Raw genomic sequence first — 21,716 nt, 5'->3', positions numbered from 1 at the left:
GGGTTCAGCACCGTCCCTCGTCTGCCGGCATCGCGCCGTTCTCCTTCGATGGAAGAGGGGGAGTTGTGCAACCGGACCATCCGTCTTCTGGGAACCGGACCTTTCGGCCCCTCCGGTTCGCCAGCTAGTCCACGCACTCGGGATCGCCTGTCGGCGCGGCCGAAATCCGGCCGGCCCGAACACCCCGCAGTGGCTCTGGCGTCTGCCGGGCTCGTACCGCCGGCCGCCCAGCTCTGAGGAGAGAGGCATGTCAGAGAACACCGCTTCTCCGGTAGAGACCCGCCTTTCCCTCGCCGGTCGACGCGTCACGGCTTCGTTCTTCATCGAGAGCGTATTGAACGCTTGTGTGGTTAGGAGTCCTTCTTATTCTTTCCCTATGACCGCTGTGTTCGACACCCTTTCCGAGCCGCTCTCCCGCCGTCTCGCGTCCGGGCTGTCGCGCCTCTCGGCCGCGCTCCGCGCCGGCCAATGGCGCCTCGGCGAGGCGCGCGGCCTCACGCCTACCCAGGCGCAGGCGCTTGCCGTCATCGCCGCGCGCGGCGGTCCCGGCCGCCACGCCCCGCGCCTCTCCGAGGTGGCGGAGCAGCTCGCGGTCAGCCGCCCCACCGCCAGCGACGCCGTTGCGGCCCTCGAGCGTAAGGGCCTGGTCGCCCGCCAGCCCGACCCGCGCGACGCCCGCGCCTCCGGGCTCGTGCTGACGGGGGAAGGCCAGGCCGCGGCCAGCGATGCCGGCGACTGGCCGGCGATGCTGCTCGACACGGCGGCCGACCTCTCGCCGGCCGAGCAGGAGATGCTGCTGCGCCTCGTCGTGAAGATGATCCGCGGCCTGCAGGCGCGCGGCGCCATCGCGCCCGCGCGGCTCTGCGTCACCTGCCGTCACTTCAGACCCTACGCCCACGGGGACGCCCTGGCGCCGCACCACTGCGCCTATGTCGATGCCCCCTTCGGCGACCGCCACCTCCGCCTCGACTGCCCGGAGCAGGACCCGCTCCCGCCCGCCGAGGCCGAGGTCGTCTGGGCCCGCTTCACCAGCGGTGCACCGGGCGCCAGCCCACCGAACTAGAGAGGACACAAGATCATGAGACCGAAGAACCGCCGCTGGTCCCTGGCCGCGGCAACGGGGGCGCTCGCCCTCGGCCTGGCAGGGACCGCCGCCGCCGCGGACCCGCACGCGGCACATCGCAGCGCGGGTGCGATCCAGGCCCAGCGCGGCAACACCCGCGTGGCCGATTTCGACGTCGTCCGCGCCGCCATCTCCATCGAGGGCAACACCGGGGTGTTCCGCATCCAGGTGGCCGGACGCGCGGGCGAGACGCGGCCCGCGGCGACCGGGCGCTTCGAGGGCAGCGATGTGCACGCCTATGTCTGGCCGACCAGCCTGAACTCCTCCGCCGTCGGCTTCGAGGCGGACCAGGGCATCCTGGCGCTGGCCGTGACCTTCCACCCCGACTTCGACGACGGCGCCCCCGGGCGGAAGGAGAATCGCGACGTCTGGCACAGCCACTGGGTGGTGATGGCGCCGGACCCGGCTTGCGGCCCCGGCGCGCTGAAGGTGCGCGACATCCCCGCGGGCACGCAGCCGCGCCTGCCGGAGGACTGGCCGGGCGTGCCGCTGCTGATCTCCAGCCCCGACCTGCCGCCCGTCTTCTCGGGAGGCCAGGTGGAGGTGCGGGTCCCGCTCACGAGGGCGCCGGGCCTACGGGAGACGCGCTTCGACGGCGTGACGGCCGGGTTGCGCGTGAACGCGAACCTGCACGCCCCGCTGCTCTGCGTGGCGGAGGTGTTCGACGTCGCCTCCGGCGACCTCAGCCTGCCCGGACGGGCGGCGCCCGCCGGGACGCGCTGAGGCGCGCCGGAAAGCTGGACGCGCGGGGGCTGCAACCCCCGCGCGCCCGGACGACCCCTGACCCTGACAGAGAACCAAGGACAAGCATCATGACGGAGAAGTCCGCCATCCTCTACCACGCCGGCTGCGGCGTCTGCGTCGAGGCCGAGAGCGCCGGGGTGACGTGGGTCCCCGCCTTCGTGATCGATGGGCGCCCCTTCTACGTGAACTTCGGCGCGCCCCTGGCCGACCTGAAGGGCTGAGCCCATCGCGCGCCCATCCCGCGCGGGCGGGCGCGCCTTCCGCAGGAGCACTCTCCCATGACCGAGACGAAGCCGCGGCTCCGCGCCGCGCCGCTCTGGACCACCTCCGGGCCGTGGCTGAACACGCCGAAGGGCGAGCCCCTGGCGCTTGCTGACCTGCGCGGCCGCGTGGTGGTCGCGCTCGGCTTCCAGATGCTCTGCCCGGGCTGTGTCGGGCATGCGCTGCCGCAGCTCGCCCGCGTGCGCCGCGCCTTCCATCCGGCCCGCGTCGCCGTGGTCGGCCTGCACACCGTCTTCGAGCACCACGCCGCGAACACGCCGGAGACGCTGGCCGCCTTCGCGCACGAGTACCGGCTCGACTTCCCGATCGGGATCGACGCCACCGATCCGCGGGGCGGCCGCACGCCGGTGACCATGGCGGCCTACGCGATGCAGGGCACACCGACTCTTCTGCTGATCGACGCCGAGGGACGACTGCGGCGACAGAACTTCGGCCATGTCGAGGACATCGCCCTCGGCGCCGAGATTGCGCTGCTCGTCGCCGAGGCGGGTGGAGCCCCGGCCGGACCCTCGGACGTCGCGGCGTCCGCCGCCGCGCATGGGAGGTGCGCCATCCCATGAGGCAGGCCCTCGTCATCCGCCACGTGCACTTCGAGGACCTCGGCGCCTTCGCGCCCGCACTCGCGGCGGCGGGCTACGCCGTCCGCGTGCTGAGCGCCGGCGAGGATGATCTGCAGGCGGCGCAGCCCGCCCCGCCCGACCTGCTCGTGGTGCTCGGCGGACCGGTCGGAGCCTATGAGGAGGACCGCTATCCCTTCCTCACCGACGAGCTGCGCCTTCTCGAGGCCAGGCTCTCCGCAGGGCGGCCGACCCTCGGGGTCTGTCTTGGCGCGCAGCTCATGGCGCGCGTCTCGGGCGCCCGCGTTTACCCGATGCAGGGCGGCGCAAGGGAGATCGGGTGGGCACCCGTCACGATCACCGCGGCGGGCGGGCGCGGTCCGTTGCGCCACCTCGCCGATGGTGCGCCGGTGCTGCACTGGCACGGCGACACCTTCGACCTGCCGCCGGGCGCGGAGCTGTTGGCCTCGACACCGGCCTGCCGGAACCAGGCCTTCGCGCTCGGCTCGCACGGGCTCGGGCTGCAGTTCCATCCGGAAGCCTCCGACAAGGGGTTTGAGCACTGGCTGATCGGGCATGCGGCCGAGATCGTGGCCTCTGGGCAGAATCCCCGGACGCTGCGCGCCGATGCGGCCCGGCACGGACCGGCCGCGGCGGAGCGCGGCAGGAGGCTGATGGGCGATTGGCTCGCTGCCTTGCCTGAGAGCGGGGCGTGATGGCCGGAAGGGCCGCGATCAGGGCCGTGCTCGTCGGCCGCGCAGTCGCTTTCGGTCACCCCGAAGCCCGCAGTGCTACGGCCAAGCGGGAGGTTGGGGAGCCGGTGGAGATCGGTGCCCTCGGCCGCGTGTACCCCGTGCTCCTGGACGTGACCGACTACGACGCCATCCCCGCCGCCGTCACCGCGGCGGAGAGGGAGGCCGGGCCGGTCGACGTCCTCGTTAACAACGCCGGCTACGGGCACGACCAGGCGCTGGAGGAGTCCTCCATAAAGGACCTGCAGCGGCAGTTCGCGGCCAAAGTCTTCGGCCCCGTCGCGATGACGAAGGCGGGGCTGCCCGGCATGCGGGCGCGCGGGCGCGGCCACATCATCAACGTCAACTCCATGGGCGGCTTTATCACCATGCCCGGGATCACCTTCTACTGCGGCAGCAAGATCGCGCTGGAGGGCATCTCGGAGGCGCTGGGCAAGGAGGTGGCGAGCTTTGGCATCCGCGTCACGGCTCTGGCGCCGGGCGAGTTCCGCACCGACTGGGTCGGGCGCTCGATGGACCGCACGCCGCGCAGCACCCGGCGTGGAACGCCGTTTCCCGCTCGACGAGCTACGGGAGTCGACGATGGATCTTACCTGGCTGCTCCCCACCTACGCTGCATCCCAGCACCGCTAGGCGCATCATCCGCGCGCAAGAGGGCAAGGTCGTCGCATCCGCATCAAACCAGCGCTGGGCGCCCGACGGCTTGGCCATCCCCTGCTGGAACGGCGAGACGGTCCAAGTCGCGTTCGCCGTCGACACCCACGCCTGCGAGGTCATGGCCTGGGTTGCCACGGCCGGTGCGGGCATCAGCGGCGAGATGATCCGCGACATGATGCTCGCCTGTGTCGAGCACCCCCTGCCTCGTTCAACGGTTACAACGCCGTCCATCCTCACCCCGGCTTGCGCATGCTCTCACCCCGTGAGTTCATCGCCAGCCACTCGTCCACCCCAGTCACCTGTCCGGTTTGACGGGGAACACTCCACCTGGCGAATGTCGAAAGTACCTAAACGCCGCTAACTCATCTGGACGTTCCTCATGCCTTCTCGCTTCCTCGATCGTCGGCTGAAGCTTCCACTGCTGCGAGTGGCGGAGGCGCTGCAGGCCCACGGCAGCCTGTTACGCGCCTCTACGGCCCTGGGGGTTGGTCAGCCTGCCCTCTCCCGGAGCCTCCGCGAATTGGAGGACATCGTCGGCACCCCGCTTTTCGAGCGGCACGCACGCGGCGTCCGCCCCACTCGCGCCGGCCTGGCGATAACTCGGCTGGCAAAGCGTGTGCGGGCTGAGGTTCATCGGGCCGAGGAGGAGCTGGATGCGATCGATGGCGGGGATACGCTGGCGGTGGGCGTGCTGCCTGTCTCCGCGGTCGGTATCCTGCCCGGCGTGCTCCTACGGTTGCGCGCTGCTCAGCCCGGCATCCGATTGCGCCTGGAGCAGGGACGGTCGGAGGAACTGCTGCCCCTGCTGGCAGAGCGCGAGATCGATTTCATCGTTGGCCGACTCTACCCACCGTCCACGCCGGACGGCTTCCGCCGAGAGGCGCTGTGGGACGAGCCCATTTCACTCCTCGTGCGTGCGGAGCATCCCCTGCTGCAACTGCAGGCGGCGCCGGGTTTGGCCGACCTCGCGCCCTACGGCCTCGTTCTACCGACCATGAGCCAGAGAATCGGCCAGGAGATTGAAGCCTTCCTCTCTTTGCTCGGTCCCGTCGCCGGGGCGCCGCTGCGGTCCTCGTCTTACGGCCTGTTGCGGGAGATGCTGCTGGCGACGGACAGCATCGCCGTGATGCCGCGGTTGATGATGCTGGGGGATCTCCTGCGGGGCTCGCTGCGCGTGCTACCCCTGGCCGCCGCCTCCCCGCCCCGCCCCGCAGGGCTGGTCCTGCCGCGCGGGGGGAGCCTTTCGCCTGCTGTGGACGCCTTCATCACCGCCCTGCACGAGACCCTGAGGGAGATCGCGGCACGAGGCCTCGCTGATATGCCGGATGCTGATATCTCGCGCCGGAAAACCAATAGGACGCGTCGCCACTCCGGCTCCTAAGGTCCACCCGGTTCCGCGCCGGATCCGGGGTTGCACCCTGGGCCAGGGGCGGGCGGGAGGAAACCGCGATGGATGCGCCCGAGCCCGTGATGGACATTGCCCATCTGGGCCACGTCGAACTGCTGACGCCGAGGCCCGAGGAGAGCCTGCGCTTCTTCACCGAGGTAATGGGCATGACGGAGAGCGGCCGAAAGGGCAACAGCGTCTTCCTCCGCGGCTGGGACGACTACGAGCGCTACTCCCTCCAGCTCACCGCCTCTCACACTTCCGGCCTGGGCCATGCCGCGTTCCGCACCCGCAGCGCCGCGGCGCTGGAGCGGCGCCTGGCCGCGTTGCGGGCCGACGGGGTGGAGGTGTGGCCGCAGGAGGACAATCTCGGCCACGGCACGGGCTGGCGCTTCCGCGACCCGGACGGGCACGTCTTCGAGCTCTACTGGCGCACGGAGTGGTACGAGGCGCCGCCGGATCGCCGCCCCTCCCTCAAGAACCAGGCGGAGCGCTTCCCGGCGCGCGGCGTGAACGTGCGGCGGATCGACCACTTCAACTGTCTCGCCGTGGACGTGCGCGCCAACCGCGAGTTCTTCCAGCGCAACCTCGGCCTGCGCTGCACGGAGCGGATCGAGCTGGACAGCGGGGAGGAGGCGGGCATGTGGCTCACCTCCAACAACAAGTCCTACGACTTCGCCTTCACGAAGGAGGCGCACGGCGTGCCGGGCCGCTTCCACCACGTCACCTTCGCGCTGGATAGCCGCGAGGCCGTACTGCAGGCCGCCGACGCCTTCCTGGAGGCGGGCGTCCACATCGAGACGGGGCCGCACAAGCACGCCGTGCAGCAGACCTTCTTCCTCTATGTCTACGAGCCGGGCGGCAACCGGGTGGAGGTGGCCCATGCCGGCGCGCGCCTCATCCTCGCGCCCGACTGGCGGACGATCACCTGGACCGAGGCGGAGCGGAAGCGCGGACAGGCCTGGGGGCTGCAGACCATCGCCAGCTTCCACACCCACGGCACCCCGCCCCTGCCGGAGAAGGAACCCGACGATCTCTCCGCCACGGGGATCGCCTCGTGACCACCCATCCCTGCCCATCGATGGAGGACGGTCGATGATCATCGACTGCCACGGCCATTACACCACGGCTCCTACCGCGCACGACGCTTGGCGAGACAGCCAGAAGGCGGCCTTCAAGGCCGGCGGGGATACCGACCCCGCCTATCCCGGCATCTCGGACGACGAGATCCGGGAGTCGGTGGAGAAGAACCAGCTGCGCCTGCTGCGCGAGCGCGGCGCGGACCTGACGATCTTCTCCCCCCGTGCCTCCACCATGGCGCACCACGTCGGCGACGAGGCGGTGAGCCAGGCCTGGACCCGACACTGCAACGACCTGATCCGCCGCGTGGTGGACCTCTACCCGCAGTCCTTCGTGGGCGTCTGCCAGCTACCGCAGTCGCCGGGCGTCTCCATCACCCACTCCATCGCGGAGCTGGAGCGCTGCGTGACGGAGATGGGCTTTATCGGCTGCAACCTGAACCCCGATCCCTCCGGCGGGCACTGGTCCGGTCCGCCGCTGACCGACCGCGCCTGGTATCCCTTCTTCGAGAAGATGGTGGAGCTGGACGTGCCGGCGATGATCCACGTCTCGGGGTCCTGCAACCATAATTTCCATGCGACCGGCGCTCACTACATCAACGCCGATACGACCGCCTTCATGCAATTCCTGGAAGGCGACCTGTTCCGCGACTTCCCGACGCTGCGCTTCATCATCCCGCACGGCGGCGGCGCGGTCCCCTACCACTGGGGCCGCTACCGGGGGTTGGCGGACATGCTGAAGCGCCCGCCTCTGTCCGAGCACATCATGCGCAACGTCTTCTTCGACACCTGCGTGTACCACCAGCCCGGCATCGACCTGCTCTTCCGGGTGATTGACGTGGATAACATCCTGTTCGGGTCCGAGATGGTCGGCGCCGTGCGCGGGATCGACCCGGAGACGGGCCACCACTTCGACGATACCAAGCGCTACATCGACGCGCTGACGATCCCCGAGGCCGACAAGCGCAAGGTGTTCGAGGGCAATGCCCGCCGCGTCTACCCCCGGCTGGACGCCATCCTGCGGGGGCAGGGACGGTGAGCGTCTCCGCCGGGGCCGGGCCGGTCCACCTCGTCCGCCGCAACCCGCCCCGCGTCGCGCCGGAACTGGCCGCGCGCTTCGCCCCCTACGGCACCGCCACCATCCACGAGGCGCAGGGCCGGCGCGGATGCCTCGCCTCCCACATGCGCCCTGCCTGGCCGCGCGGCCGGGCGACCGGCAGCGCCGTCACCGTCTCCCTCCCGCCCGCCGACAACTGGATGATCCACGTGGCGGTGGAGGTGTGCCGGCCCGGTGACATCCTCGTTGTCGCGCCCACCTCGCCCTCCGATGCCGGCTACTTCGGGGAGCTTCTGGCCTGCTCCCTCCAGGCTCGCGGCGTGGTGGGGCTGGTGATCGAGGCGGGGTGCCGCGACTTGGCGGCGCTGGAGGCCATGGGCTTCCCCGTTTGGTCCCGTGCCGTCTCCCCTCAGGGCACGGTGAAGGAGACGCTGGGCTCGGTGAACATGCCGCTCGTCATCGCCGGGCAGCTCGTGAATCCGGGCGACCTCGTGGCGGCGGACGACGACGGCGTGGTGGTGGTGCGCCGGGAGGAGGCCGAGGCCGTTCTCGCCGCTTCCGGCGCGCGCGAGCGCAAGGAGGAGGCGACCCGTACGCGGCTGAAGGCCGGGGAACTCGGCCTCGACATCTATGGAATGCGGGAGGCCCTGGCGAAGAAGGGGCTGCAGTACGAGGATGGCTGAGCCCGTCACCCTGCGGGCCGCCATCGGCCGGTACCCACACAGCGCGGCGGTGCTGGACGGCACCGCGGCCTCGCCAATCCTGCGGATCGAGGATGCCGGGATCAGTCCCGTGAACCGCGCCTTCGCGCCCATGGTGCGCGAGGGTCGCTTCGACCTTTCGGAGATGGCGATCGCCACCTTCTTGATGGCGAAGGAGGCCGGGCGGCCGCTGGTGCTGCTGCCCGTGGTGATGGCCGCGCGCTTCCAGGAGGGCGCGCTGCTCTGCCCTGCGGAGAGCCCGCTGCGGGGACCTACCGACATCGCGGGCCGCCGCGTCGGCGTGCGCGCCTACAGCCAGACGACGGGGATGTGGCTGCGCGGCGCGCTGGCGGATGCGGGCGTGCCGCCGGGCGCCGTGCGGTGGGTGACCTTCGAGGACGCGCACGAGCCCGGCTACCGCGACCCGCCCTGGGCGGAGCGCGCCCCGGCGGGATCGGACATGCTGGCCATGCTGCGCGGCGGCGCGCTGGACGCCGCGGTCTTCGGAAACGACCTGCCGCAGGGCGAACCGCTCCGCACCGTCTTCCCCGACCCGGGAGCGGCGGCGAAGACGTTCCGCACCGCCCATGGCTTCGTGCCGGTGAATCACCTGCTCGTGCTTCGGCGCGACGTGGCGGCGGCGCATCCGGAGATCGCGCCGGAGATCGTGCGGCTCCTCGGAGGCAGGACCCCGCCGGGCGGTCGCGCGGGCCTCGCCCCGGCCCTCCTCCTCGCCGCGCGGCTCTGCGCCGATCAGGGGCTGACCAGGCGGGCCCTCAACCTCGACGAGATCTGGGACGGGACGCCGCTGACGGTTCCCTAGAAGGCAAACCAGGCAAGGCACGGGAAACGAACCATGACAGTCACCCGCCGGATACTCGGCACCGCCGCCCTCGCGGGTCTCGCCGCACCAGCCCTGGCGCAGGAGGGAGCGTATCCCAGTCGTCCGGTCACGATGATCGTGCCCTGGCCGGCGGGCGGCCCGACCGACACCTTCGCGCGCGTGCTGGCCGCGCGGCTGTCGCAGGATCTCGGCCGCTCCGTCGTGGTGGACAACCGGGGCGGCGCCAACGGTACCATCGGCATGGCTACCGCCGCCCGCGCGCGGCCGGACGGCTACACGGTGGTGCTGGCCCCCAACAGCACCTACGCCGTGGCGCCGCACCTGTACCAGACGAACTACAGCCAGGAGCGGGACTTCGCCGGCGCGGGGCTCCTGGCCTCCTCGCCTCTCTTCATGCTGGTGCCGCGGAACTCCCCCGCGCGCAGCGTTGCGGACTACGTGGCGATGGTCAAAGCACCGGGCGCGCGCAAGGTCTACGCCAACGCCGGTGTCGGCGCGACCTCCCATCTCGTCACGGAACTGTTCCTGCAGATGGCGGGGCTCGAGGTTGCCGAGATCGGCTATCGCGGCGGCGGCCCGGCCATTCAGGCCGTGCTGGCGGGCGAGGCGGACATGCTCTTCATGCCGGGCGCCGCGGTGATGTCCTTTATCGCCTCTGGCGACCTGCGCGCGCTGGCCAACACCATGCGCGTGCGGTCCCCCCTCGCGCCCGAGGTGCCCACCTTCGAGGAGCTGGGCTATGGCGGCTTCGAAGTGGTGGAGCACGTCGCCCTCCTCGCCCCTGCCGGCACGCCGGAGCCGTTGCTCCGCCGGTTGAACGCTGCCTGCGCCGCGGCCTTGGCCGCCCCGGAGCTGAAGCCGCGCCTGGACAGCCTGACCGTCACGCCGGGCGTGCGCCCGGTGGAGGAGTGGCCGGGCTACTTCGCGGCGGAGAACGCGAAGTGGCGTGACTTCGTGCGCGCCCGGAACATCCGCGTCCAATGAGCGGGTGTCACGTCGGACGCCGGGCGGCGATTGCGGGCGGCGGCCTGCTGGCGGCCCCGGCCCTGCTGCGCGCGCAAGGCGCTTGGCCGCAGCGCCCGATCCGGCTGGTGGTGCCCTTCACCCCCGGCGGCAGTTCCGACATCCTGGCGCGTGCCGTCGCCAACGAGCTGCCCGAAGCGCTGGGCCAGCCCGTGATCGTGGAGAACCGTGGCGGCGCCGGCGGAACCATCGGCACGGAGGCCGTGGCACGCGCGGCGCCCGATGGCCACACGCTGCTGATGGGGCATGTCGGTACGCTGGCGGTGAACCCCGGCCTGTACCGCGGCCTGTCCTTCGACACCGCCACGGCCTTCGACCCGGTGGTCCTGGCCGCCGTGGTGCCCAACGTGCTGGTGGTGCACCCGTCGCTGAACGTGGGGAACGCCCGGAACTTCATCGCGCTGGCCCGCGCGCGGCCGCGCGGCATCTCCTACGGCTCGGGCGGCAACGGGTCCGCCGCGCACATCGCCATGGTCGCCTTTTCCCGCGCGGCGGGGATCGAGCTGGAACACATCCCTTATCGCGGCACGGCGCCGATGATGACCGATCTCCTCGCCGGAACGATCGGTGCAACGCTGACGGGCGGCCCACCCGCCCTGCCGCCGGTGCGCGCCGGGCAGCTTCGCGCGCTCGGCGTCTCCTCCCTCACCCGCCTGCCCTCGGAGCCGGGGCTGCCGACCCTGGCAGAGGCCGTGCTCCCGGGCTTCGAGGCGGTGCAATGGTACGGGCTCGTGGCCCCCGCCGGCACCCCGCGCGCGGCGATCGAGCGGCTGAACCGGGCTTGCGCCCGCATTCTGACGGGAGATCGCCTGCGCCCGCGCCTCGCCTCCGAGGGGGCTGAGGCCCGACCCGGCACGCCGGAGGAGTTCGGCGCCTACATCGCCGCGGAGCGCGCGCGGTGGGGCGAGGTGGTCCGCGTCTCCGGCATGCGGCCGGACTGATCGTGGACAGCCAGAAAAGGGAGAAGGACATGCCCTCCATCCCGCGCCGCCTCCTCGGTGCCGCCGCGCCCGGGCGCGTGCCGCCTGGGCCGCCGCCGTGGACGCGGTGGCGAAGGAGGAGCCGTTCCGGGAGCGCCTGGCCCATGCGGGGCTTGAGCCCCTGCCGGGAGACGCCGCCTTCGCCGCGCAACTGGCGCGGGACCGCGAGCGCTGGGGCGAGGTCATCCGCAACGCCGGCATCAGGGCCGATTGAACGAAGGGGAGGGACGTCATGCTGATTACGACCGGCTGGCCGCATGGCCGTCGCACCCTGCTCGGCGCGCTGGCCGCGGCCGCGGTTCGCGCAGAGCCCGCCGCGGCCCAGCCCACCGGCTGGTCCCCCTCGCGCCCCGTCCGCATCGTCGTCCCCTTCGCGGCCGGGGGGGTCGCGGACCTGACCGTGCGGACCGTCGGGAACCGGCTGTCCGAGCGGATCGGGCAGCCCGTGGTGATCGACAACCGCCCCAGCGCGGGAGGCATTGTCGCGGCGCAGCAGCTCCTGGGCGCGGAGGCGGACGGGCACACGCTGATGGCCGCCACCAACGGTACGGCCATCAGCCGTTCCCTCTTCCGCAACCTGCCCTTCGATCCGCTTCGGGACTTCACCCCCGTCGTCACCCTCGGCGCCTTCCCCATCGTCGTGCTGGTGAAGCCGGACGGGCCGCGGGACCTTGCGGCGCTGCTGGCACGGATGCGGGCGGAGCCGGGGAGGCTGAACATCGGCACCATCGCCGCCGGCAGCACGCAAAACCTCTCGGCCGAGTTGTTCAAGATCCGAGCCGCCATACAGGCAGAAACAATCGCCTTTCCCGCCACGCCGCAGGCCACCACGGCGCTGCTGCGCGGCGACGTGGACGCCGTGTTCGAGATCTCGGCGCCTGTCCTCGGCCAGATCCGAGCGGGTGCCGTGCGCGCCGTCGGCGTGACCACCGCCACGCGGGCCGCGACGCTGCCGGATGTGCCGACCGCAGCGGAGGCCGGCGTGCGCGACTACGACGTGGCCTCCTGGAACGCCCTCGTCGCCCGTATCGGCACGCCGCCGGCGGTGACCGAGGCGATGAACCGGGCGGTGAACGACGTGCTGGCCGATCCCGCCACGCGGGATGCCCTGGCCGGGCAGGGGATCGAAGTACAGGGCGGTACGCAGCAGGCGATGGGTGAGTTGCTGCGGACGGACACGGCCCGCTGGGCCGAGGTGATCGAGAAGGCAGGGATCGAGCGGCAATGAGCGAGAGAGTGATTCCCACCTGCAAGGGTCCCGATCCCGACACGCGTGAGCCGCGGTACAGGGCGCCGGCCGGCGCCTGCGACGCGCATTGCCACATCTTCGGCCCTGGCGCGGTGTTCCCCTACGCGCCCGACCGCGCCTATACCCCGCCCGACGCGCCGTATGAGGCGCTGCGCGCCCTGCACGACCGGCTAGGGATCGAGCGCGCGGTGATCGTCCACGCCTCCTGCCACGGCAGCGACATGCAGGTGACGCTGGACGGCATCGCCCGTTCCGGCGGGCGCTACCGCGGCGTGGCTGTGGTGGATCCGGGCGTGACGGACGCGGAGCTGGGGCACCTGCACGCGGGCGGGATCCGCGGCGTGCGGTTCAACTTTGTCCGTCACCTCGGCGGGATGCCGGACATGGCCTTCTTCGACCGCGTACTGGCGCAGGTGCGGCCGCTGGGCTGGCACGTGGTGCTGCACCTGGACGCGCAGGACGTGGAGGCCCTGGCGCCCCGCATCGACCGGATCGACATCCCCTTCGTCATCGACCACATGGGCCGCGTGCGTGCGAAGGATGGGACGGAGCAGCCCGCCTTCCGCAGCCTGCTGGGCCTGATGGACAACCCGCTGGCCTGGGTGAAGATCTGCGGGGCGGAGCGCGTCTCCTCTGCCGGCGCCCCCTTCCGCGACGCGCTGCCCTTCGCACGCGCCCTCGTCGCCGCCGCGCCGGACCGCGTGCTCTGGGGGACAGACTGGCCGCATCCCAACATCGCGGGCGATATGCCGAACGACGGCGACCTGCTGGACCTGCTGGCGGAGGCTGTGGAGGACGAGGCGACGCGGGCGCGCATTCTGGTGGACAATCCAGCCCGCCTCTACTGGAACGAGGGAGGCGCTGCATGATCGCGCGCGCCGCCATCATCGGCTTCGGGGAGGTGGGGCGCATCTTCGCGCGCGACCTCGCGGCGCGCGGCGTCGTCGTCGCCGCGGCCTGGGACACCGCCTTCGCCGATCTGGGAAGCCGCGCCTCGAAGGAGGCCATGGCCGCCGGCGTCGTCCGGGCGGCATCCGCGACGGACGCCGTGGACGGCGTGGACCTCGTGGTATGCTCCGTCACCGCCGGCTCAGATCTCGCGGCCTGCCGCGCGGCCGCCCCCGGCCTGCGGCACGCCCCCTTTTTCCTCGACGTGAACTCCGTCTCCCCGGGCACGAAGCGGGAGGCGGCTGCGGCCGTCTCCGCAGGCGGCGGACGCTACGTGGAGGCGGCCGTGATGGCCAGCGTGCCGCCCAAGGGTCTCGGCACGCCCATCCTCCTCGGTGGCACCCACGCCGCAGCATTTGCGGAGGCTGCCGCTGATCTCGGCATGGATCTCACCATCTTCTCTGAGGAGGTTGGACGCGCATCTTCGGTCAAGATGTGCCGGAGCGTCATGGTCAAGGGTCTGGAGGTGCTAGCGACCGAGTGCCTGCTCGCCGCCCGACGCTACGGTGTGGAGAAGGAGGTGCTCGCCTCTCTTTCCGATACGCTGCCGCACCCGGACTGGGCAGAGTTGGCGCGATACGTGATCAGCCGTCCTCTGATCCATGGACGCCGACGGGCGGAGGAGATGCGGGAGGTGGCGCGCACCGTGTCCGAGGTGGGAGTGGAGCCGATCCTCTCCGTCCCGATCGCGGATCGTCAGGACTGGTCAGCCGCCCGGGGAGCCATGCTGCCGGCGGCCATAACCTCGTCAGCCGATCTCGGCGCCCTTCTTGACGCCGTGCTGAAGCAGAACAGCTAGCCACCGATCCGCTCAGCTCCACGGTGGCATCCGAGCCGAGGGGAGGCGGCGGAGCACAAGGCGGGATAGGGTGAGGAGGCCGAGGCCGGAGCGGGTGGTGCGCTCGTCGTCGCGGGCGCGACGCGGCTTGCGAGTGCTCCAGGCCAGGTATTGCTCGAGGAGCTACCGCTCGGCAAAGGGGGGTGGGAAGTTCCTCCCGTGGGCCGAACGTGCAGGAAGCGCCGGTCGCCGACCGCGCCTACACCGGATCCCGCGTGGCCGAGGCCTCGCCTGTCGCCGTCACCATCGTCGGCAGCGCGCCGGGACAAAAGGGCTTCTCTGTGCAGCCCAGGCATTGGGTGGTCGAGAGGTCCTCCGCTCGCTCGACGATGCGCTGGTGGCCGGGCGCGGGATGTCCGCCCGCCCATGTCGCGCTCTCCGGCCTGCGGCAGATGCCGCCGGTGATGACGATGGGACAGGCCGCCGGGCCGGCGGTGCTCGACAATGGGCGCGATGGCGTCATGCTCCGCCTGGCGACCCGCGCGCAATGTCCGGCGGGGCTATCGTGACGCGGCGCACAAAAGAAAAAGGGGAGGGCGGCATGACGGTGATGGGGACGCGGCGCTCGGCGTTGCGGACGGCGGCGCTGGGCGCCGGGACGGTGCTCCTGCCCCTGGGCGCGGCACGGGCGCAGGCGGTCTTCCCGGCGCGGCCCGTGCGGATGATCGTGCCCTTCGCCGCGGGCGGGCCCACGGACGTGATCGCGCGCGTCGTCGCGGAGGCGCTGGGAGACCGCTGGAAGCAGCCGGTCGTGGTGGAGAACCGCGCGGGCGGCGGCACGATCGTCGGCACCCTCGCCATCGCCCGCGCCCCGGCGGACGGCTACACGCTGGGGATCTGCACCAACCCCTTCGTCATCAACCCCGCGGTCAAGGAACGGATGCCCTATGATGCGGCGGCCGACTTCGCCGCGGTGGGCATGCTCGTCACCTCGCCCTTCGTCCTCGTCGCCGGGAACGGCTTCGGGCCGAACACGCTCGGGGAGCTGGTGGCCGACGCGAGGCGGCGGGGGGAGCCGCTGGCCTACGCCTCGCCCGGGCCCGGTGGGGCCGGCCACCTGGCCGGGGCCCTCCTGCAGCAGCGGACCGGCATCGCCATGGAGCACGTGCCCTACAACGGCAGCGCGCCGGCCCTGACCGACGTGCTGGCCGGGCGCGTGCCCGTGATGTTCGACCTCTGGAGTTCCGTGCGGCCGCATGTCGAGGCCGGGCGGCTGAAGATCCTGGCGGTGGCGGGCGATGCGCCGCTGCCCGAGGCGCCGCAGGTCCCCACGGTCGCGGCGACGCTGCCCGGCTTCTCCTCCGTCGCCTTCCAGGGCGTGATCGCCCCGGCGGCCACCCCGCCGGCGCTGGTGGAGGCCATCTCCGCCGACCTCCGCGCCGTCACCGGCTCCGAGGGCTTCCGCCGCCAGGTCGTCCCGCTCGGCGTCGATCCGGCACCCGGCACGCCCGCCGCCTTCGACGCCTTCCTGAAGGGCGAGATGGCGAAGTGGCGGGACGTGGCCCGCGCCGCGAAGATCGTGCTCGACTGATTTCCGATCCCCTCCTCCATCCGGGTGCTTGCATGAGCCATCATCACAGGACCGCCGCCGAGCTGGTGGACGACCGCCCCGCGGACGGCGTGTTCCGGATCCATCGCGACCTGTTCCGCGACCCCGCCGTCTTCGCGCTCGAGATGGAGCGCGTCTTCGAGGGAACCTGGAACTTCGTGGGGCTGGAGAGCCAGGTCGCGAGGCCGAACGACTTCTTCACCACCCATGTCGGCCGGCAGCCCGTGCTGGTGACGCGGGATGCGGACGGGGTTGTCCGCGCCTTCCTCAACTCCTGCCGCCATCGCGGCGCGGTGGTCTGCCCCTTCCGCAAGGGGCGGGCGAAGTTCCACGTCTGCCGCTACCACGGCTGGGCCTATGACAGCGCCGGCCGCAACACGCTGGTGACCGACCACGCGACGGGGCAGTACCCGGAGTCCTTCGACGCGGAGGGGCACGACCTGATGCCCGTGGCGCGCCTTGGCAGCTACCGCGGCCTGCTCTTCGCCAGCCTCTCGCCCGACGTGCCCGCGCTGGAGGAGCACCTAGGCGAGGCGCGGGGGATGCTCGACCTTGTGCTGGACCAGAGCAGCACGGGGTGGGAGTTCGTGCCGGGGCCGGTGAACTACACCTATGACGGCAACTGGAAGCTGCAGTTCGAGAACGGACTGGACTTCTACCATTTCGCCTCCACCCACAGCTCCTACATGGACGTGCTCGCTCAGCGGGCGAAGCGCAACCCGCCGGCGGTGAAGGCCCCGCCCGAGCCGGACCAGGAGGAGCAGGGCAGCTTCAGCTTCGCCCACGGTCACTCCGTCATGTGGTCCATCCGCAATCCCCCGCGCGGCCTGCGCCCGCTGGCCTTCGACCGGGCGCGGCTGGAGGAGGTGCGGGCGCGCGTGGGAGAGGAGCGGGCGAAGTGGATGCTGCGTCAGCGCAACCTGACGATCTTTCCCAACCTGCAGATCATCGACATCGTCTCGCTCCAGCTCCGCACCTGGCGCCCGCTGGCTCCGGACCGGACGGAGATGGTCTCCCACTGCCTCGCCCCGATCGGGGAGGATGCGGAGGCGCGGCGGCTGCGGATCCGGCAGTACGAGGACTTCTTCAACCCCACCGGCCTCGCCACCTCGGACGACAACGTGATGTACGAGTACTGCCAGTCCGGCTACGCCGCCGACCCGGATGGCTGGACCCAGGGCTACGCGCGCGGCATGGGCGGGATGAGCGGGGCGGCAGCAGCGCCGTCGCTCGTGTCCGGGATCGGCGTCGCCCCGCTCGCCGAGGCGCGCGGCCCCGTCACCTTCGGCGACGAGACCTGCTTCCACACGGGCTACCGCGAGTGGCGCCGGCTGATGTTGCGCGGGGCCGAGGCGTGAGCGCGATGCCCGATGCCGAGGCCGCCGCGATCTGCGCCGGGCTGCTCTACCGCGAGGGGCTGCACCTGGACCGGCAGGAATGGGATGCCTGGCTCGCCCTCTACGCCGAGGACGCCGTGTTCTGGATCCCGGCCTGGCTGGACGAGCACAAGACCACGTCCGATCCGGACCGCGAGGTCTCCCTCATCTACCACGATTCCCGCGTCGGGCTGGAGGAGCGGATCATGCGGATCCGCACGCGCAAGTCCGTCACGGCGCTGCCGCTGCCCCGCACCGTCCACATGGTGACGAACATCCTGCCGGGCCGGGTGACGAAGGACGAGATCGAGGCCACGTCGAGCTGGACGGTGCACGGCTACGACCCGCGCGTCTCCCGTCCCCACATGTTCTTCGGGCGCTACGAGCACCTGTTCCGTCGCGGGGCGGACGGCAGCTGGCGGATCGCGCGCAAGACGGTGCTGCTGACCAACGACATGATCCCGACGGCGCTGGACTTCTACAACGTGTGAGGCCGACGGGATGCACAGGGGGAGAGACATGAAGGACCACGCCGGACCCCGTCGCCGCGCTGTCCAGGCCGGCCCTGCGCTCTAAGGCGAGCAGCACGCCCGCGCCAGCCGCGGCCTGACGCGTCAACGATCGCTGGCCGGTGCTCATTCCAACCGAACGGACAGGGTTCAATCCGCCTGGATGCCGGCCTCGTGAACCAGCGTGCCCCACCGGGTGATCTCGGCCCGCACCATGGCGTCCCCTGCCCGGGCATCGGTCGGCCCGCGCTCGAGGCCCACGTCGCGGAGACGGGCCTGGATCGCTTCCGTGGCGAGGATGGCTGCCACCTCCTGGCGCAGACGGTCGAGGATCGCGGGCGGCGTGCCCGCGCGCACTGAGAGCGCGTGCCAGACGGTGAAGCGGAACCCCGGAACGCCTGCCTCGGCGACGGTGGGCAGTTCCGGGCTTCCCGGCGAGCGGTGCTCGCCGGTGGTGGCCAGGGCGCGCAGCCGGCCGGACCCGATCTGCCCCATCACCTCGGACGGGCCGGCGAACATGAAGTCCAGCGTGCCGCTCACCAGATCTGTCACCGCCGGCCCGCCGCCCCGGTAAGGCACGTGCTGCGCGCTGATCCCTGTCATCTTCGAGAGCAGGACCACGGTGACGTGGGAGGGCGAGCCGACGCCGGGGGAGCCGTAGCTCAGCCCTCCCGGCCTCGCGCGCGCGAGCTCGAGCAGCCCTCTCAGATCCCGGACCGGGCTGGCCTGCGGCACGACGAGCACGGATGAGGAGGTGGCGGGCACCGCGATCGTCGTGAAGTCGCGCAGGGTGTCGTACCCCGGGTTTCGCATGATGGCCGGCGTGATCGCGTGGGTGCCGATATGACCCTCCACCAGGGTGTAGCCATCGGCCGGGGCCTGGGCCGTGGCCGCCATCCCGATCGCGCCGTTGGCGCCGCCGCGGTTCTCCACCACCACGGGCTGGCCCAGCCGCGTCCCGAGCTCCGTCCCGATCAGGCGCGCGATGAGGTCGGAGCTGCCGCCGGGCGCAAAAGGCACGATGATGCGGACCGGCCGGTCCGGCCAGTCTGCGCGGGCCGTGCCGGCGGCGAAGAGTGCGGGGAGGAGCAGGGCGGTGCGGCGGCAGACCGATCTCATGTCGGCTTCCTTTCCTGGGCGCTCGGGATGTGAGCGCTGGGGATGGATCAGTCGCGGAGAGGGCGGGGCACGATCTTCCTGGCCTGGAGGATGGCGTCGCCCGATGGCTGCAGCAGCCCGCAGCCGCCGGCGATCGACCACCAGAGGTGGTCCGCCCGCTGCACGATGAGGCATTCCAGGCTGCGGACCAGGTGCTCCCCCTCGAAGGAGTGGGCGAGGGCGATATGGGCCAGTTCCTCCGGCAGCCCCGCCGCGATGCAGAGATGCGCGCCGTAGACGGGATGCCGCAGCGAAGGCAGGCCCGTGGCCGAGGGATCGCCCGTCCAGCGCGCGCGGTTGGCGGCATCGAACTCCCAGGGCTTGCCGACGTCGTGCGTCAGCCCGCCGGCGACCACCACGTCGCGGTCGATCCGCACGGCGGGATCCATGGCCGCGAACTCGTCGGCGATGGAGAGGGCGATGCGGGTCACTCCCCGCAGATGCGTCGCCTGGTCGCCGCGCCGCAGAGCAAACTGGCCGGGGTTCGATTCACCGGGGATGTCGGAGACGCGCGCGAAGCTGCTCTCCGCCAGTGCCAGGCACCACACCTCCACGCATTTCCGCCGCAGCTCCTCACTTCCGATCTCCACCAGCTCCGGCAGGTCCTCCAGAACCTCGGCGCGCATGGCATCGGTGACCTCGCGCCGCGGACGGCGGTCCAGGAAGTTCATGGCGCGCCTACTCCAGCACGATGTTGAGGTCGCGCGTCACGGCGCCCCACTTGGTGATCTCCGAATCGACGAAGCGGGCGTAGTCGGCGGAGGAGCCCGCGCCGGGGATGTAGCCGCCCGCCGCGAAGCGCTCCCGGACCTGCGGGTCCTGCAGCGCCCTGGCCGCCGCGTCGTGCAGGCGCGCCACGATGTCAGCCGGTGCGCCGGCCGGGAGGGAGAGACCGAGCCAGCCATTCGCCGAGAAGCCGGGATAGCCGCTCTCGGCGACCGTCGGCGCCTCGGGGTAGAGCGGGCTCCGCGCCTCGCTCGTCACGGCCAGCACGCGCAGGCGGCCGGCGCGCACATGCGGCAGGGGGATGTCCACGTTAATCATCACCACCGGCACCTGCCCCGCGATGACGTCCGTGATGGCGGGGGCTGCGCCGCGATAGGGGATGTGCAGCATCTCGATCCCCGCCGCGCGCATCAGCATCGCCATCGCGAGATGGCCGGAGGAGCCGCTGCCCGGGCTGGCGAAGGTGATGTCGCCCGGCCTCTCCTTCGCCATGCGGACCAGGTCCGCCAGAGTGCGGGCCGGGAAGTTCTCGGCGACGACGAGGGCGTTCGGCAGGGAGGCGAGCTGCGCGACATGGGTGAAGCCCGTGCGGGAATCGTAGGGCATGTTGCGGTACAGCCCGTGGTTCATCGCGTTCTGGCCGTTGCCGGAGACGAGCACGGTGTAGCCGTCCGCCGCCGCGCGGGCGACCTGCGCCGCGCCGATGTTGCCGTTGGCGCCGGGGCGGTTGTCCACCACGAAGGGCTGTCCGAGCGCCTGGGAGAGCGGCTGGGCCACCATCCGCGTCACCACGTCGTTGCTGCCGCCCGGCGGGAAGGGCACGACGAGGGTCACGGGCCGCTCGGGCCAGGCGGCGCGCGCGGGGCGCGACACGAGCGCCGGGGCGGCCGCGAGGGCGCCGAGGACCGAGCGGCGGGTCAGCATGGGCATGTCGTCTCCTCCTTCGCGGCGTTCAGACGAGACGCCAGGTCTCGCCGGTCCAGGGCGCCAGCCGCTCGCCCTGCAGGTCCAGCCCCGTGCCCGGCGCGTCGGGCACGTCCATGGTGCCGTCCGCGTTCACGGGAAGCGCCCCCGCGATCTCCAGCAGCGGGTTGACGGAGGCGTCGACCTCGATCCAGGGATACTTGCCCGGCGCGCCGCGGCGCGGGGTGACGAGCGCCGCGGCCTGGAGCGCGGCGCGCATGTTCACCACCGTGCCGAAGACGTGCGGCATGACCGGGACGTCGTAGGCCGCGGCGAGCGCCGCGACGCGGAGGAAGCCCGTGTAGCCGCCGCAGACCGTGAGGTCCGGTTGCAGCACGGACATCGCGCCGGCAGCGAGGAAGTCCCGGAACGCCGCAGGGCTGGCCAGCGCCTCCCCGCCCGCGACCGCGACCGGCACGGCGGCGGAGACCGCGGCGTAGCCCGCCACGTCCTCCGGCCCCACCGGCTCCTCCATCCAGAGCAGCCCCGCCTCCTCCATGCGGCGCGCGGACTCGATCGCTGCGCGGGCCGTGTAGCCCTGGTTGATGTCCACCATGATCGAGACGTCCGGCCCGACCTGCCGGCGCACCGCCGCCGCCATGGTCCCGTCCGCCCGGGGCGAGACGCCGGCGCGCGGTTTCAGGGCGCGGAAGTTGCGGCGGAGAATGCTGTCGATCTCGGCCTCGTAGTGGCCGTAGGGCTCGGCGGCGTCGGTGGTGATGAAGGGCGCGCTGGCATAGGCCGGGATCCGCGTGCGCAGCGCGCCGCCGAGCGCCTCCGCCACGCTGAGGCCGCGGTCCTGCGCGGCGAGGTCGTGAAGCGCCATGTCCACGGCCGAGATCGCCATCATCCCCGGCCCCCGCCGGTCGTAGCCGAGCGTGCCGAGCATCCGGTCGTAGAGGCGGCCATGATGGTGCGGCGAGGCGCCGAGGACGATCGGCGCGAGCCGCGTGCGGACCAGGGCGGCGGCGGCGGCCGGCGAGGCGAAGACCTCCCCCCAGCCGCGCGCGCCGGTGTCGGCCACCAGTTCCAGCAGCAGGAAGTCCCGCCGGCGGATCATGCGCGAGGCGTTGCCGATGGCGGGCTCGGGCGCGAAGCCCAGCAGGTAGGCGCGGATCTCCACCACCTTCAACGCGACGTCCCTCCACTCCGCAGCGGGCTCTCGGCGGCCCGGCGGGGCAGTTTGTCGCGCCGGGGATGATGTGCGCAAATGC

Annotated in this window: 25 protein-coding genes; 21 read left to right on the top strand and 4 right to left on the bottom strand. The window is 71.9% G+C overall.

The window, feature by feature from the left end; translation table 11 throughout:
• Positions 1-376 precede the first annotated feature (376 nt).
• From VQH23_RS06085 to VQH23_RS05985, 21 genes are all read left to right on the top strand, one after another.
• On the top strand, positions 377-1,063 hold the full coding sequence (locus VQH23_RS06085) for a MarR family winged helix-turn-helix transcriptional regulator (RefSeq protein WP_338664736.1): 687 nt from the start codon (positions 377-379) through the stop codon (positions 1,061-1,063).
• Positions 1,064-1,078: 15 nt separating this feature from the next.
• Positions 1,079-1,846 (top strand): hypothetical protein, encoded by a 768-nt coding sequence (locus VQH23_RS06080; RefSeq protein WP_338664735.1) that lies wholly within the window; start codon positions 1,079-1,081, stop codon positions 1,844-1,846.
• An 89-nt stretch (positions 1,847-1,935) separates the two neighbouring features.
• Positions 1,936-2,088 (top strand): hypothetical protein, encoded by a 153-nt coding sequence (locus VQH23_RS06075; RefSeq protein WP_338664734.1) that lies wholly within the window; start codon positions 1,936-1,938, stop codon positions 2,086-2,088.
• Positions 2,089-2,145: 57 nt separating this feature from the next.
• Positions 2,146-2,709, top strand: coding sequence for a redoxin domain-containing protein (locus VQH23_RS06070; RefSeq protein WP_338664733.1), 564 nt, complete (start codon positions 2,146-2,148; stop codon positions 2,707-2,709).
• Positions 2,706-3,422: a glutamine amidotransferase gene (locus VQH23_RS06065; RefSeq protein WP_338664732.1), complete on the top strand. Its 717-nt coding sequence runs from the start codon at positions 2,706-2,708 to the stop codon at positions 3,420-3,422. Before VQH23_RS06070 ends, VQH23_RS06065 begins: the two co-directional genes overlap by 4 nt.
• A complete protein-coding gene (locus tag VQH23_RS06060) occupies positions 3,422-4,279 on the top strand; it encodes an SDR family NAD(P)-dependent oxidoreductase (protein WP_338664731.1) in 858 nt (285 codons plus the stop codon). Before VQH23_RS06065 ends, VQH23_RS06060 begins: the two co-directional genes overlap by 1 nt.
• 215 nt (positions 4,280-4,494) lie before the next feature.
• A complete protein-coding gene (locus tag VQH23_RS06055; RefSeq protein WP_338664730.1) occupies positions 4,495-5,496 on the top strand; it encodes a LysR substrate-binding domain-containing protein in 1,002 nt (333 codons plus the stop codon).
• A 68-nt stretch (positions 5,497-5,564) separates the two neighbouring features.
• Positions 5,565-6,563 carry a catechol 2,3-dioxygenase gene (locus VQH23_RS06050; RefSeq protein ID WP_338664729.1) on the top strand — a complete coding sequence of 333 codons (999 nt, stop codon included), beginning with the start codon at positions 5,565-5,567 and terminating at the stop codon, positions 6,561-6,563.
• A gap of 34 nt (positions 6,564-6,597) precedes the next feature.
• Positions 6,598-7,620, top strand: a complete 1,023-nt coding sequence (locus tag VQH23_RS06045; protein ID WP_338664728.1) for an amidohydrolase family protein — start codon at positions 6,598-6,600, stop codon at positions 7,618-7,620.
• On the top strand, positions 7,617-8,321 hold the full coding sequence (locus tag VQH23_RS06040) for a 4-carboxy-4-hydroxy-2-oxoadipate aldolase/oxaloacetate decarboxylase (RefSeq protein ID WP_338664727.1): 705 nt from the start codon (positions 7,617-7,619) through the stop codon (positions 8,319-8,321). Before VQH23_RS06045 ends, VQH23_RS06040 begins: the two co-directional genes overlap by 4 nt.
• On the top strand, positions 8,314-9,162 hold the full coding sequence (locus tag VQH23_RS06035) for an ABC transporter substrate-binding protein (protein ID WP_338664726.1): 849 nt from the start codon (positions 8,314-8,316) through the stop codon (positions 9,160-9,162). The genes VQH23_RS06040 and VQH23_RS06035 overlap by 8 nt, the downstream gene beginning before the upstream one ends.
• 33 nt (positions 9,163-9,195) lie before the next feature.
• Positions 9,196-10,167, top strand: a complete 972-nt coding sequence (locus VQH23_RS06030) for a tripartite tricarboxylate transporter substrate binding protein (protein ID WP_338664725.1) — start codon at positions 9,196-9,198, stop codon at positions 10,165-10,167.
• The gene (locus tag VQH23_RS06025) at positions 10,164-11,147 is read left to right on the top strand and encodes a tripartite tricarboxylate transporter substrate binding protein (RefSeq protein WP_338664724.1); all 984 of its coding nucleotides are present in this window, start codon (positions 10,164-10,166) and stop codon (positions 11,145-11,147) included. The genes VQH23_RS06030 and VQH23_RS06025 overlap by 4 nt, the downstream gene beginning before the upstream one ends.
• A 97-nt stretch (positions 11,148-11,244) precedes the next feature.
• On the top strand, positions 11,245-11,400 hold the full coding sequence (locus VQH23_RS06020) for a hypothetical protein (protein ID WP_338664723.1): 156 nt from the start codon (positions 11,245-11,247) through the stop codon (positions 11,398-11,400).
• Between the two features lie 18 nt (positions 11,401-11,418).
• A complete protein-coding gene (locus tag VQH23_RS06015) occupies positions 11,419-12,414 on the top strand; it encodes a tripartite tricarboxylate transporter substrate-binding protein (protein ID WP_338664722.1) in 996 nt (331 codons plus the stop codon).
• Positions 12,411-13,304, top strand: a complete 894-nt coding sequence (locus VQH23_RS06010; protein WP_338664721.1) for an amidohydrolase family protein — start codon at positions 12,411-12,413, stop codon at positions 13,302-13,304. The genes VQH23_RS06015 and VQH23_RS06010 overlap by 4 nt, the downstream gene beginning before the upstream one ends.
• On the top strand, positions 13,301-14,182 hold the full coding sequence (locus VQH23_RS06005) for a DUF1932 domain-containing protein (protein ID WP_338664720.1): 882 nt from the start codon (positions 13,301-13,303) through the stop codon (positions 14,180-14,182). The genes VQH23_RS06010 and VQH23_RS06005 overlap by 4 nt, the downstream gene beginning before the upstream one ends.
• 209 nt (positions 14,183-14,391) lie before the next feature.
• The gene (locus VQH23_RS06000) at positions 14,392-14,730 is read left to right on the top strand and encodes a hypothetical protein (RefSeq protein WP_338664719.1); all 339 of its coding nucleotides are present in this window, start codon (positions 14,392-14,394) and stop codon (positions 14,728-14,730) included.
• 32 nt (positions 14,731-14,762) lie between these two features.
• Complete coding sequence (locus VQH23_RS05995; RefSeq protein ID WP_338664718.1) at positions 14,763-15,752, top strand: tripartite tricarboxylate transporter substrate binding protein; 990 nt, start codon at positions 14,763-14,765, stop codon at positions 15,750-15,752.
• A gap of 32 nt (positions 15,753-15,784) precedes the next feature.
• Positions 15,785-17,128 (top strand): aromatic ring-hydroxylating dioxygenase subunit alpha, encoded by a 1,344-nt coding sequence (locus VQH23_RS05990; RefSeq protein WP_338664717.1) that lies wholly within the window; start codon positions 15,785-15,787, stop codon positions 17,126-17,128.
• 5 nt (positions 17,129-17,133) lie between these two features.
• Positions 17,134-17,637, top strand: coding sequence for an aromatic-ring-hydroxylating dioxygenase subunit beta (locus tag VQH23_RS05985; protein WP_338666062.1), 504 nt, complete (start codon positions 17,134-17,136; stop codon positions 17,635-17,637).
• Between the two features lie 168 nt (positions 17,638-17,805).
• On the opposite strand, the gene VQH23_RS05980 is transcribed toward VQH23_RS05985, so the two are convergent.
• From VQH23_RS05980 to VQH23_RS05965, 4 genes are read right to left on the bottom strand one after another with little or no spacing between them, the layout of a single operon-like run.
• Entirely contained in the window at positions 17,806-18,774 is a 969-nt protein-coding gene (locus tag VQH23_RS05980) for a tripartite tricarboxylate transporter substrate binding protein (protein WP_338664716.1), read from the bottom strand.
• 47 nt (positions 18,775-18,821) lie between these two features.
• Positions 18,822-19,484: an HD domain-containing protein gene (locus VQH23_RS05975; RefSeq protein ID WP_338664715.1), complete on the bottom strand. Its 663-nt coding sequence runs from the start codon at positions 19,482-19,484 to the stop codon at positions 18,822-18,824.
• A gap of 7 nt (positions 19,485-19,491) precedes the next feature.
• Complete coding sequence (locus VQH23_RS05970; protein ID WP_338664714.1) at positions 19,492-20,469, bottom strand: tripartite tricarboxylate transporter substrate binding protein; 978 nt, start codon at positions 20,467-20,469, stop codon at positions 19,492-19,494.
• 22 nt (positions 20,470-20,491) lie between these two features.
• A complete protein-coding gene (locus tag VQH23_RS05965) occupies positions 20,492-21,628 on the bottom strand; it encodes a mandelate racemase/muconate lactonizing enzyme family protein (RefSeq protein ID WP_338666061.1) in 1,137 nt (378 codons plus the stop codon).
• Positions 21,629-21,716 lie beyond the last annotated feature (88 nt).

Origin of the sequence: Pararoseomonas sp. SCSIO 73927, from assembly GCF_037040815.1 — a bacterium.
Taxonomy (GTDB): domain Bacteria; phylum Pseudomonadota; class Alphaproteobacteria; order Acetobacterales; family Acetobacteraceae; genus Roseomonas.
The sequence above is the reverse complement of the archived record's forward strand: the minus strand, read 5'-3'. Positions and strand labels throughout refer to the sequence as shown.